11 protein-coding genes are annotated in these 13,031 nt (G+C 65.4%); 4 read left to right on the top strand and 7 right to left on the bottom strand.

Going from position 1 to position 13,031, the window contains the following annotated elements:
* Positions 1-45 precede the first annotated feature (45 nt).
* The 7 genes from EL255_RS12430 to EL255_RS12460 form a co-directional block, all read right to left on the bottom strand.
* On the bottom strand, positions 46-741 hold the full coding sequence (locus EL255_RS12430; RefSeq protein ID WP_042652477.1) for a CoA transferase subunit A: 696 nt from the start codon (positions 739-741) through the stop codon (positions 46-48).
* Between the two features lie 172 nt (positions 742-913).
* Entirely contained in the window at positions 914-1,933 is a 1,020-nt protein-coding gene (locus EL255_RS12435; RefSeq protein ID WP_042652478.1) for a YeiH family protein, read from the bottom strand.
* Entirely contained in the window at positions 1,921-2,910 is a 990-nt protein-coding gene (locus EL255_RS12440; RefSeq protein WP_197720888.1) for a DsbA family protein, read from the bottom strand. The genes EL255_RS12435 and EL255_RS12440 overlap by 13 nt, the downstream gene beginning before the upstream one ends.
* 289 nt (positions 2,911-3,199) lie before the next feature.
* The gene (locus EL255_RS12445; protein WP_042652479.1) at positions 3,200-4,534 is read right to left on the bottom strand and encodes an MFS transporter; all 1,335 of its coding nucleotides are present in this window, start codon (positions 4,532-4,534) and stop codon (positions 3,200-3,202) included.
* A gap of 189 nt (positions 4,535-4,723) precedes the next feature.
* Positions 4,724-5,776 carry a beta-keto acid cleavage family enzyme gene (locus EL255_RS12450; protein WP_042652480.1) on the bottom strand — a complete coding sequence of 351 codons (1,053 nt, stop codon included), beginning with the start codon at positions 5,774-5,776 and terminating at the stop codon, positions 4,724-4,726.
* A 58-nt stretch (positions 5,777-5,834) separates the two neighbouring features.
* A complete protein-coding gene (locus EL255_RS12455; protein ID WP_042652481.1) occupies positions 5,835-6,683 on the bottom strand; it encodes a TauD/TfdA dioxygenase family protein in 849 nt (282 codons plus the stop codon).
* An 85-nt stretch (positions 6,684-6,768) separates the two neighbouring features.
* Entirely contained in the window at positions 6,769-7,749 is a 981-nt protein-coding gene (locus tag EL255_RS12460; RefSeq protein WP_042652482.1) for a quinone oxidoreductase family protein, read from the bottom strand.
* A 356-nt stretch (positions 7,750-8,105) separates the two neighbouring features.
* Between EL255_RS12460 and prpB the strand changes: the two genes are divergently transcribed.
* From prpB to acnD, 4 genes are all read left to right on the top strand, one after another.
* Entirely contained in the window at positions 8,106-8,990 is an 885-nt protein-coding gene (gene prpB, locus EL255_RS12465) for a methylisocitrate lyase (protein WP_042652483.1), read from the top strand.
* A gap of 75 nt (positions 8,991-9,065) precedes the next feature.
* A complete protein-coding gene (gene prpC / locus EL255_RS12470) occupies positions 9,066-10,229 on the top strand; it encodes a bifunctional 2-methylcitrate synthase/citrate synthase (protein WP_042652484.1) in 1,164 nt (387 codons plus the stop codon).
* Positions 10,229-10,378, top strand: a complete 150-nt coding sequence (locus tag EL255_RS21360) for a hypothetical protein (RefSeq protein ID WP_157013107.1) — start codon at positions 10,229-10,231, stop codon at positions 10,376-10,378. The genes prpC and EL255_RS21360 overlap by 1 nt, the downstream gene beginning before the upstream one ends.
* Positions 10,378-12,996, top strand: a complete 2,619-nt coding sequence (acnD, locus tag EL255_RS12475) for a Fe/S-dependent 2-methylisocitrate dehydratase AcnD (RefSeq protein ID WP_042652485.1) — start codon at positions 10,378-10,380, stop codon at positions 12,994-12,996. The genes EL255_RS21360 and acnD overlap by 1 nt, the downstream gene beginning before the upstream one ends.
* Positions 12,997-13,031 lie beyond the last annotated feature (35 nt).

The following is a 13,031-nucleotide window of genomic DNA, read 5'->3' on the forward strand; positions in this document are numbered from 1 at the left end:
ATCGAGTGCCCGTCGCGACACCTCAATACCGGCATGATCGCTCGGTCAGCTCCTCAGGGTGCGTACCTCGATGCGCTTCTCGGGATGGGGGTTGAGCACCAGCCGCTGCACGTAGATGCCGGGCAGGTGGATCTCGTCGGGGGCCAGCTCGCCCACCTCGACTATCTCCTCCACCTCGGCCACGCAGACGCGCCCCGCCTTGGCACAGAGCGGGTTGAAGTTGCGCGCCGTCTTGTTGAACATCAGGTTGCCCGCCTTGTCGGCCCTGGCGCCCTTGATCAGCGCCAGATCGGCGGTCAGGGCGCGCTCCATGACGAACCACTCACCGTCGAACTGGCGGGTCTCCTTGCCCTCGGCGATAAGCGTCCCGTAACCGGTGCGGGTGAAGAAGGCCGGGATGCCGGCGCCGCCGGCTCGCAGCTTCTCCGCCAGGGTACCCTGGGGGGTGAACTCCAGCTCCAGCTCGCCCGCCAGGTACTGGCGCTCGAACTCCTTGTTGCCCCCGACGTAGGAGGAGATCATCTTCTTGATCTGGCGGCTGTAGAGCAGCGGCCCCAGCCCGAACTCATCCACCCCGCAGTTGTTGCTGATGATGGTGAAGTCGCGCTTGCCGCTCTCGCCCAGCGCCTCGATGAGCCGCTCGGGGATGCCGCACAGGCCGAAGCCGCCCGATGCGATGGTGATGCCGTCCTGCACCAAACCGCTAAGAGCGGCCTGGGCGCTGGGATAAATCTTGTTCATAAATACCTCTCTGGCTAATCCATTGGCCACGGGGGCGCTGTCGTGTTTATTGCATTTTCTTGATTTGAGGTGATGTCGCGAGCGTCCGATTACGCTCACGCTTCGAACCCATGAATTCAGTTGGTGGTGTAGGTTCGATTAGTCGCGCAGCGGCGTAATCGGACGTTTGTTATCAAGGCTTCATGCCCCAGTGCATCAGCAGCAGGACCAGGGCGGCGAGGAAGGTGGTCTCCCCCACCATCAGCAGGATCGGCTTGATGCCCACCCTGGCCAGCTCCTTGAGCTGCGTCTTCATGCCGATGGCGCTGATGGCGATGACCAGGCACCAGCGCGACAGATCGTTGATCCCCCCCTGCACCACGGCGGGCACCCAGCCGGTGCTGTTGATGCAGGCCAGCACCAGGAAGCCGACGGCGAACAGGGGCAGCAGCGGCGGACGCTTGCCGGAGGCGGGATCCGCCCCCTGCATGCGGGTGATCATGGCGGCCACCACTATCACCGGCAGCAGCATGGCGACCCGCATCAGCTTGACCACGGTCGCCACGTCCCCGGTCTCGGTGGACATGCTGTAGCCGGCCCCCACCACCTGGGCGACGTCGTGGATGGTGGCGCCGAGGAAGACCCCGGACTCCACCGGCGTCAGCTCGAAGAAGCGGGCGATCATCGGGTAGAGGATCATCGCCAGGGTCGAGAGCACCGAGACCCCGATCACGGTGAACAGGGTGGCCCGCTCCTTCTGCGGATGGTTGGGCAGGGACGCGGCCAGGGCCAGGGCGGCGGAGGCGCCGCAGATGGCGGTGGCCCCCCCGGTCAGCATGCCAAACAGGCGCTGGAACCCCATCAGCTTGGCCGCTACCACCGAGAGTCCTATGGTGACCACCACCAGGGTCACCACCAGCAGCACCGGCATCCAGCCCAGCTCGGCTATCTGGCCGAGGGTGATGCGCATGCCGAGCAGGGCGACCCCGATGCGCAGCACGCTGCGCGCCGTGAACTCGATGCCCGCCTTGCAGGTCCCTTCGGCGGAGAGGAAGTTGAGCCCCATGCCGAGCAGCAGGGCAAACAGCAGCACGGGGGCGCCGTAGTGTTCGGACAGGAAGGTCGCGGCGGCCGCGACCGTGATGCTGACCGCCATGCCGGGCACCAGTTCGCGCACCCGCTGATAGCGATCTGTCATGGCTAGGGTGTGCATGGGATAGACTCCTGCGGTTCGATGACGATAAACAGGCTCTCACCCTCCTGCTCGACCGGATAACGGCCGACCCTGAGCTGATCCGAGTTGAGCAGATAGCCGGTATGCAGGTTGAAGCGCAGGCCGTGGGCGCAGCACTGGATCACCGCCCCCTCCAGCCGGCCCCCGCACAGGGAGGCGCCCTGGTGGGGACAGCTGTCATCGATGGCGTGGAACTGGCCGTCGATATTGAACAGCGCCAGGCTCTTGCCTTGCGCCTCGATCAGCGCCCGCTTGCCCGGCGCGGGCACCCGCTCGGCCGGCACGGCGATGCGCCGCCCGCAGGCCGGCGCTTGCCGCGCCAGCGCCTGGTGCAGCGCGGCCAGCAGTTGCTCGGCGGGCTGCGCCCCGGACAGGGTCAGGGCCTCGTCGATGACGAAGCTCGGCACCCCCTGGCTGGCCGCCCCGGCGACGTCGCACAGGAAGGGAGCCCCATCCCCCTGCAGGCTGCTCACCAGCGCGGCGGATGAGAAACCGGCCGCCTCGGCCAGGCCCAGCAGGGTGGCGCCATCCCCCAGATCGGCGCCCCGCTGGAAGTGGGCCACAAAGAGTTGCTCCAGCAGCGCCTCCTGCTGCGCCGCCGTGCCCAGCTGGCTGGCACGCTGCCACAGTCGATGGGCGTCGGCCGTGTTCGGCATGCGGGGAATGTTGCCAAAGTCCAGGCTGAGCCCGACGCTGGCCGCGGCCTGCTGCACCTGGGCCTGGCGCAGCCGCACCGCCTGCGCAGAGCCGAGGCGATGCTGATAGAAGCTGTTGAAGTCCTCCCCCTGCACCGGCAGATAGGGCAGCAACTGCACCCCGCGCCAGCTCACGGCGACCCGCACCTCGGGCCGCTCGACCCGCAACCGGGCCAGGGCCTGCTCCAGCTGGCGCTTGCCGATGAGGCACCAGGGACAGATAAAATCGAAATAGACTGCAATGTTCAGGGTACGACTCATGCCCTTTCCTCCGGGTTCTCGGTCCCTGTCCGGCGGCCTGCCGCGGGACAGCTCATATCCATCAAATCAAAATAGCCCCCTGTGTTCGGGGCACCGCTCATGCCCCTTCCTCCGGGTTCTCGGTCCCTGTCCGGCGGCCAGCCGCAGGACAGCTCACATCCATCAAATCGAAATAGCCCCCTGTGTTCGGGGCACCGCTCATGCCCCTTCCTCCGGATGCTCGGTCCCTGTCGGCGGCCTGCCGCAGGACAGGGAAAATCAACATGGTTCCCTGTTGTCAGGGTACGACTCAGGCCCTTGCCTCTGTGGTATGGGCGGCGCCGGTGACGGGGGCGCAGGCAACGGGTGGCTCGGACTCCCCTTCCAGCCTGGCGACATCCTTGTGGTAGTGGCGCTTGCCGTAGAAGAAGACGGCCGCCGCCGCGATGCTGATGAGCGGCACCAGCTGGAAGGCGTTGTCCAGGCCGATATGGTCGGAGACGCGGCCGGTGATGAAGGGGCCGGGGGCCAGCCCGAGCAGGTTGTTGGCCAGGGTCAGGGTGGCGAAGGCGGTGCCGTGCACGCTGTAGTGGGTCAGGTTGGCCACCATGGCGCCCGCCGGGCCCGAGGTGCCGGTGGCGATGAACATGCCAAGGCAGATGAGGGCCAGCTGGGGCAACCCGAATGGCAGGGCGAAGGCCAGCGACAGCAGGGCGCAGCTCCCGAGGCAATAGCCAATGGCCAGGCTGATCTTGCGATCCGGTCGATCTCGGCACAGCTTGTCACTGAGCATGCCGCACAGGATCATGCCGGCGCCGCTGCACAGCACTATGATGGCGGCCACCACCCCCGCCCTGTCCGTGTCCATCCCGTAGAAACGGTTCAGGTAGCTCGGCATCCAGACGATCACGGTGCCGCCGACGAACAGCTGCAAGCCGCTGCCGACGTAGGCCGAGAGCACGGAGCGCGTGGAGTAGAGGGTGCGCAGCGGCTTGCCGTGCGCCTTGCCAGCCGCCCTGGCTCCCGCCGGGGCGATCCGCGCCTCCTTGACGATGAGGGGGTAGATGGCCGCCAGCAGCAGGCCGAACAGCGCCATGCCGGCGAAGGCCCAGCGCCAGCCCAGCAGATGGGCCAGCACGCCGCCGGTGGCCATGCCCAGCACAGAGCCGAACATGCCGCCCGAGATGAAGGCGCCGGACAGGGTGGCCCGCATCTCCCGCGGGAACACGGACACCACCACGGCGATGCCGACGCTGCCATAGGCGGCCTCCCCCACTCCCACCAGGAAGCGGGCGATGAACATCTGCTCGTAACTCTGGGCCAGGGCGCAGCCCAGGGTCGCCAGGCTCCACAGCATGGCCATGATGGCAAGGCTCTTCACCCGACCGAAACGGTCCGCCAACAGGGAGAGCGGGAAGGTCAGCAGCCCGACCATCAGCGCCACTATGCCGCTGAGCAGGCCAAGCTGGGTATCGGAGAGGGTCCACTCCCCCTTGAGCATGGGGAAGACGGCGTTGAGCACCTGGCGCGACATGTAGTCGGAGATGAGCAGACCGAAGGTCAGCGCAAACACAATCCAGGCATAGCGACGCGGTACGGCAGCCTTGCCAGCGTCGACATCGTCATTGATATGATAGGTAGCCATACAGTCCCTCGTGCTACGACAAATTGGGTGGGGTACTCAAGCAGCGAGCCTGCGAGTCACCCACCGCCTTCCTTTGGTGATAGATGACTCAATTGCCCGCCCCCCGCATGTTGCAAGGGCAAACGTCATTTGGCAAACAGAGTTATAGGGGGCGCAGCCTCTCTTTAGTCGAGCTGCGACCCATCTGGCTCAGACGCCCCGTGGCACGCCTTTCTCCCCGGTACGGCGATTGGGCGCCATGCCGTTGGCCTGCAGCGTCTCTTCGATGCTGTCGTACTGGACGCCGATGCGATAGATGGCGCGGGCCTCCTTGCCGTTCGCCACCTCACGCCCCAGCTCGTGGGCGACCCGCACGCACTGGCGGATCTGCTCGACCGAGCTCATGCGCTGGCCGTGCTGGCCTATGATGGTGTCCTCGATGCCGCAGCGCGGGTGCAGCCCAATGGACATGGCCATCATGTTGAAGGGCAACACGTTCTTGAGCAGGGATTCGGCGGTCAGGGTGCAGCCATCCGGTGCGCGGTGGACGAAGTTCATGAAGTTGAACGGGTTCGGGCCGTCGAAGCCGCCGCCGATGCCGATCCAGGTCAGGTTGAGCGGCCCCATGTAGACGCCCCTGCGCACCAGCCGCTCCAGGGTCTCCATGGCGTGCATGCCGGTCAGCTGGAAGTGGGGCTGGATGCCGTTGGCCATCAGTCGCTTGAGGTGCTCGGCCACCCAGGCCGGACCGGCCGGGACCGTCATCTCGCTGTAGGCCGCCTTCAGGGCCGGGTGCTCCAGGGAGGTGCCCGCCAGGTATTCCGGGTAGAGCAGCTCCATGATGTTCATCTGGGTGGTGTTGATGGCGACCGTGACCTGATCCGGCTTCGGCGTCAGCTCGGCCAGCATGTGGCGGGTGTCGTCCGACAACCACTTGGCCGCCTCCCCCTCGCCTTCCGGCGCGAAGGAGATGGAGCCGCCGACCTGGATGATCATGTCAGGCACCGCCTTGCGCACCCCGGCGATCAGCTCGTTGAACTTGGACAGGCGCTTGGAGCCGGAGCCATCCAGCTCGCGCACATGCAGGTGCAACACGGTAGCGCCCGCTTCGTAGCAGTCGACCGCCTTCTGGATTTGCTCCTCCATGGTCACCGGGATGTCTTCCGGGAAGTCGCCAGGCGCCCACTCGGGACCGTACGGGGCCACGGTGATCACCACTTTTTCCATGTTTTCCGGGTGCAGGGAATCGTCAAAGAATTGCATCTGTTCTCTCCTTGAATGAAGACTGGCTGTGTGCCGGGCAACCCTGCCCGGCGTGATATCAGAAGGGTTGGTCGCCCATGATCCCGGCCCGCTCCATCTTGCGGTGGCAGGGCGGATAGTCCATGGCGGCATAATGCTGGGTGCTGCGGTTGTCCCAGATGGCGATGCTGTTGGGCTGCCAGCGCCAGCGCACCTGATACTCGGGGACATAGGCCTGGCTTATCAGATAGCGCAGCAGATCGCTGCCGCCCATGCTGTAGTCCTGACCAACGCGCACGTGCTCCGGGGTGTGGTAGTTGGTGAAGTGGGTGGCGAAGGCGTTGACGAACAGGATCTTCTCGTCGGTGTCCGGATGGGTGCGCACCACGGGGTGCTCGGCATCCGGGAACTGGGCCTTGAGCGCCAGCCGCTTCTCGATGGGCATGGCCGCCCCGAAGCTCGCCTCTATGCTGTGGCGGGCGCGCAGGCCGGCGATCTTCTGCTTGATCTCCTCCGGCAGCTTCTCATAGGCCACCACCATGTTGGCCCAGAGGGTGTCGCCGCCCACCGGCGGGCACTCCACGCAGCGCAGCACGCAACCGAAGGGCGGCTTGTCGCGCCAGGTGGCGTCGGTGTGCCAGGCGTTCTCGTAGCGATCGTTGGGCACCTCCGGCGACTTGTAGATGCGCACCAGCCCGGGATGCTCGGGATCGCTGCCCGCCACCGGGTGATCCTCCAGCTCGCCGAAGCGGCGGGCGAAGGCCACGTGATCGCTGCGGCTGATATCCTGCTGCCGCAAGAACAGTACCCTGTGCTTGAGCAGCAGGGAGCGGATCTCGGCGAACAGCCCTTCATCATGAACGGCATCCGCCAGGTTGACGCCACTCAGTTCCGCTCCGATATGGCAGGTCAGTTGTTCTACACGCATGTCATGCACTCCCTCGATGACAAGTCTGTTGCGCCATGCGCCTCGCAGGCCGGCTCCTCCCATGAGGGGCCGCCTCGCGCGCTTGCTAGATAACGAAAACCGATGAGCCCGTGGTCTTGCGCGACTCGAGATCGCGGTGGGCCTGCACCGCATCCTGCAGCGCATACTTCTGGTTGATCTCGATCTTGATCCGGCCGCTGCCCACGTGGTCGAACAGCTCATTCGCCAGGGCCGTCTTCTCGGCCGGGTCGGCGATGTAGTCGGCCAGAGCCGGACGGGTCAGATAGAGGGAGCCCTTCATCGCCAGCAGCTGCGGGTTGAACCCGTCGATGGGGCCGGAGGCGGTGCCGACGCAGACCATCAGGCCGCGGCGTTTGAGGGAATCGAGCGAGCCCAGGAAGGTGCTCTTGCCGACGCTGTCGAACACCACGTCGACGCCGGCGCCCTCGGTCAGTGCACGCACCCGCTTGGCCACGTCTTCATGGCTGTAGTCGATGGTGAAGTCACAGCCGTGGGCCCTGGCCACCTCGGCCTTGGCCTCGCTGGAGACGGTACCAATCACGGTCAGGCCGAGCAGCTTGGCCCACTGGGCGACGATGAGCCCCACCCCGCCCGCGGCGGCGTGCAACAGGATGCTGTCACCGGGTTTGAAGTCGTGGATGCGGCGCATCAGGTAGGCGGACGTCAGGCCCCGCATGGTCATGGCGGCCGCCGTCTCGAACGCTATGTTGTCCGGCAGCTTGATGAGCGGGGCGGCGGGGATCAGGCGCTCGGTCGAGTAAGCACCGAGGGTGTTGAGGAAACCGGTGTAGGTGACGCGATCGCCCACCGCCACATGGGTGACGCCCTCGCCGATGGCCTCCACCACGCCGGCCCCCTCGACGCCCATGCCGTTGGGCATGGGGATGGGGTAGGTGCCGTTGCGAAAATAGGTGTCGGCATAGTTCAGGCCGACCGCGGCATGGCGCAGGCGGACCTGGCCCGGACCGGGTTCACCGACCGCCACCTCTTCGTAGCGCAGCACTTCCGGGCCCCCGGTTTCATAAAAGCGTATGGCGTTGGCCATCTCAGTTCTCCAATCCGTTCGTGAGTGAAACTCTTCGTCCGGATTGAATCTAGGGGGTTACGTAAACGGCCGCTTTTCATCGGGCGACAGCCACTTTTCATCTCATGACAACCCCGCTCGAATTCGTTGCCCCCCCTCGGGGAAGACGCCAGAATCGGCCCTGACCCACCATGACGGCGCCGCGACGGCGACCGCCCATGTTGTTGGCAATGAGAGATACTTGATTGAATTAAATGGAATTATCCAAGAGGCAGCCGCCTGAGCCTGCCGATTGGCGGGCCTTTGACTTAAGCATAATTGACGTTAACGTCAACGTAGTGTGAGATGGGTATATCCGCAGCATGAAAGGAGTCACTATGTCTAACTTATCCCATTCGGCCGGGGCGCGTTTTCGCACCGCGCTGGCCAACGAGAAACCCCTGCAAATCGTCGGCACCATCAACGCCTACATGGCGCTGATGGCCGAGCGTAGCGGCTTCAAGGCGCTCTATCTGTCCGGTGCCGGGGTGGCCAACGCCTCCTTCGGCCTGCCGGATCTGGGCATGACCTCCATGAACGACGTGCTGATCGATGCCGAGCGGATCACCGCCGCCACCCAGGTGCCGCTGCTGGTGGATATCGACACCGGCTGGGGCGGCGCCTTCAACATAGCCCGCACCATCCGCGCCTTCGAGCGGGGCGGTGTCGCCGCCGTCCACATGGAAGATCAGGTTGCCCAGAAGCGCTGCGGTCACAGACCCAACAAGGCGGTGGTGAGCATGGCCGAGATGGTGGATCGCATCAAGGCGGCGGTGGATGCCCGCACCGACGAGAACTTCGTCATCATGGCCCGCACCGACGCCCTGGCAGTGGAAGGCATCGAATCCGCGCTGGAGCGCGCCGCCGCCTACGTGGCCGCCGGGGCCGACATGATCTTCGCCGAGGCGGTGACCAAACTCGACCAGTACGACCGTTTCAAGCAGGCGGCCGGGGTCCCCATCCTCGCCAACATGACCGAATTCGGCCAGACCGAGCTGTTTGACAAGGGTCACCTCGCCGACCACGGCGTCGACATGGTGCTCTACCCCCTGAGCGCCGCCCGCGCCGCCAACCAGGCCGCTCTCAACGTCTATCAGCAACTGCGCCAGGATGGCCACCAGCGCGCCGTGGTCGACAGCATGCAGACCCGGGAAGCGCTCTACGACTTCCTCGGCTACCACCACTACGAGCAGACACTGGATCGCCTGTTCACCAAGGAATGACAGACCCGCCGGTCGCCCCCTGTGTGACAGGTAAGGGGCGGCCGACAGGCTCAAATGTATAAGGAGAGACAAGCAATGAGCGCAATCACCGAGACCACCACCCCCGTCTTCAAAGCCAAGAAATCCGTGGCCCTGAGCGGCACCGCCGCCGGCAACACCGCCCTCTGCACCGTGGGCCTCAGCGGCAACGATCTGCACTACCGTGGCTATGACATCCTCGATGTCGCCACCAGCTGTGAATTCGAGGAGATCGCCCACCTGCTGGTGCATGGCCATCTGCCCAATGTCGCCGAGCTGGCCGCCTACAAGGCCAAGCTCAAGGCCCTGCGCGGCCTGCCCTCCGGTGTCAAGACCGCACTGGAGCAACTGCCTCCCTCCGCCCATCCGATGGACGTGATGCGCAGCGCCGTCTCGGTGCTGGGCTGTGTGTCGCCGGAGAAGGACGACCACAACCACCCGGGTGCCCGCGACATCGCCGACAAGCTGATGGCCTGCCTCGGCTCCGTGCTGCTCTACTGGTACCACTTCAGCCACAACGGCAAGCGCATCGAGGTGGAGACAGACGATGACTCCATCGGCGGCCACTTCCTGCACCTGCTGCACGGACAGACACCACGCGACTCCTGGGTGCGCGCCATGCACACCTCCCTCATCCTCTACGCCGAGCACGAGTTCAACGCCTCCACCTTCACCGGTCGGGTGATCGCCGGCACCGGCTCCGACATGTTCTCCTGCATCACCGGCGCCATCGGTGCCCTGCGCGGGCCCAAGCACGGCGGCGCCAACGAGGTGGCCTTCGAGATCCAGAAGCGTTACGACAATCCCGACGAGGCGGAGGCCGACATCCGTGCCCGCATCGAGAAGAAGGAGGTGGTCATCGGCTTCGGTCACCCTGTCTACACCGTCTCGGATCCGCGCAACAAGGTGATCAAGGAGGTGGCCCGCGAGCTCAGCAAGGAGCAGCACAACTCCAAGATGTTCGACATCGCCGAGCGGCTGGAGTCGACCATGTGGGACGCCAAGAAGATGTTCCCGAACCTCGACTGGTTCAGCGCCGTCAGCTACCACATGATGGGCGTGCCCACCGCCATGTTCACCCCGCTGTTCGTGATCGCCCGCACCTCCGGCTGGTCGGCCCACGTCATCGAGCAACGCATCGACGGCAAGATCATCCGCCCGAGCGCCAACTACGTGGGCCCGGAGGATCTGGTGTTCGTCCCGCTCAAGGATCGCAAGTGATGAACAGCCACTATCGCAAGCCCCTGCCCGGCACGGTGCTGGACTACTTCGACGCCCGTGCGGCGGTCGAAGCCATCCAGGCCGGCGCCTGGGACAAACTCTCCTACACAGTCCGTGTCCATGCCGAGAAGAATCAGGAGCGCAAGTGATGACCAACGCACAATACCGCAAGCCCCTGCCCGGCACGGCGCTGGACTACTTCGACGCCCGTGCGGCGGTCGAAGCCATCCAGCCCGGCGCCTGGGACAAACTCTCTTATACCGCCCGCGTCCATGCCGAGAACCTGGTGCGCAAGTGCGACCCGGCCATCCTCGGCGAGTGCCTCGGCCAGATCGCCTTGAATAAACGCGATCGCGACTTCCCCTGGTTCCCGGCCCGGGTGGTGTGCCACGACATCCTGGGCCAGACCGCGCTGGTGGACTTGGCCGGTCTGCGCGATGCCATCGCCGATCAGGGCGGTGACCCCGCCCAGGTCAACCCCGTGGTGCCGGTGCAGCTCATCGTCGATCACTCGCTGGCCGTGGAGTGTGGCGGCTTCGATCCCGATGCGTTCGCCAAGAACCGCGCCATCGAGGATCGCCGCAACGAGGATCGCTTCCACTTCATCAACTGGACCAAGCAGGCGTTTCGCAACATCGAGGTGATCCAGCCGGGCAACGGCATCATGCACCAGATCAACCTGGAGAAGATGTCGCCGGTCATTCACAACGACAGGGGCCTCGCCTACCCGGACACCTGTGTCGGCACCGACAGCCACACCCCTCACGTCGACGCCCTCGGGGTGATAGCTGTGGGCGTGGGCGGCCTGGAAGCCGAGAACGTGATGCTGGGGCGCGCCTCCTGGATGCGTCTGCCGGAGATCGTCGGCGTCGAGCTCAGTGGCAAGCCGCAACCCGGCATTACCGCCACCGACGTGGTACTCTCCCTGACCGAGTTCCTGCGCAAGGAGAAAGTGGTCGGCGCCTATCTGGAGTTCCGTGGTGAGGGCGCAGGCGCCCTGACCCTGGGGGATCGCGCCACCATCTCCAACATGGCACCGGAATATGGCGCCACCGCGGCCATGTTCTTCATCGATCAGCAAACCATCGACTACCTGCGGCTCACCGGCCGTGACAGCGAGCAGGTCAAGCTGGTGGAGACCTATGCCAAGGAGGCGGGCCTCTGGGCCGACTGCCTGGCGAATGCCCAGTACGAGCGCGTGCTGCACTTCGATCTGTCCAGCGTGGTGCGCACCCTGGCGGGCCCCTCCAACCCGCATCGCCGCCTGCCAGTTTCCGACCTGGCCGCCCGCGGCATAGCGGTGGATCTGGACAAGGCCCGCGCCCAGGAGGCCGACGGCCTGCTGCCGGATGGCGCCGTGATCATCGCCGCCATCACCAGTTGCACCAACACCAGCAACCCGCGCAACGTGATTGCCGCCGGGCTGCTGGCGCGCAACGCCAACCAGCTTGGCCTGACCCGCAAACCCTGGGTCAAGTCGTCCCTGGCACCGGGCTCCAAGACGGTGGCGCTCTATCTGAAGGAGGCGGGCCTTGACCACGAGCTGGAGCAGCTCGGGTTCGGCATAGTGGCCTTCGCCTGCACCACCTGCAACGGCATGTCCGGCGCACTGGATCCGGTCATCCAGCAGGAGATCATCGAGCGCGATCTCTACGCCACCGCCGTGTTGTCGGGCAACCGCAACTTCGACGGTCGCATCCACCCCTACGCCAAGCAGGCCTTCCTCGCCTCGCCGCCGCTGGTGGTGGCCTATGCCATCGCGGGCACCATCCGTTTCGATATCGAGAAGGATGTGCTGGGGGTGGTGGACGGGCGCGAGATCCGCCTGAAAGATATCTGGCCGTCGGATGACGAGATCGATGCGGTGGTCAGGGCCTCGGTGAAGCCGGAGCAGTTCCGCCAGGTCTATATCCCCATGTTCACCATAGAGGAAGACCATGGCCCCAAAGTGGCGCCCCTGTATGACTGGCGTCCGCAGAGCACCTATATCCGTCGCCCACCTTATTGGGAAGGGGCGCTGGCGGGTGAACGTACCATGAAGGGCATGAGGCCGCTGGCGCTGTTGCCGGACAACATCACCACCGATCACCTCTCCCCGTCCAACGCCATCATGATGAACAGCGCGGCCGGTGAGTACCTGCACAAGATGGGCCTGCCGGAGGAGGACTTTAACTCCTACGCCACCCACCGCGGCGATCACCTGACCGCCCAGCGCGCCACCTTCGCCAACCCTCAGCTGGTGAACGAGATGGCGGTGGTCGATGGCCAGGTGAAGAAAGGCTCGCTGACCCGCATCGAGCCGGAAGGCAAGGTGACGCGGATGTGGGAGGCTATCGAAACCTACATGGCCCGCAAGCAGCCGCTGATCATAGTGGCGGGTGCCGACTACGGCCAGGGCTCGTCCCGTGACTGGGCGGCCAAGGGCGTTCGACTGGCAGGGGTGGAGGTGATAGCGGCGGAAGGCTTCGAGCGCATTCACCGCACCAACCTGATCGGCATGGGGGTGCTGCCGCTGGAGTTCAAGCCGGGCACCACCCGCCTGACCCTGGGGCTGGATGGCACCGAGACCTATGACGTCAAGGGTGCACGCACCCCGCGCACCGATCTCGTGCTGGTCATTCACAGGCGCAACGGCGAGACGCTCGAGGTGCCCATGACCTGCCGCCTCGACACCGCCGAGGAAGTCTCGGTCTACGAGGCCGGCGGCGTGCTGCAGCGCTTCGCCCAGGACTTCCTGGAAGCGACCACCCACAAGGCCGCCAGTTGATATATGGTATTCCCCCTCCCCTTGCGGGGCGGGGG

This window comes from Aeromonas encheleia (genome assembly GCF_900637545.1).
Taxonomy (GTDB): Bacteria; Pseudomonadota; Gammaproteobacteria; order Enterobacterales; family Aeromonadaceae; genus Aeromonas; species Aeromonas encheleia.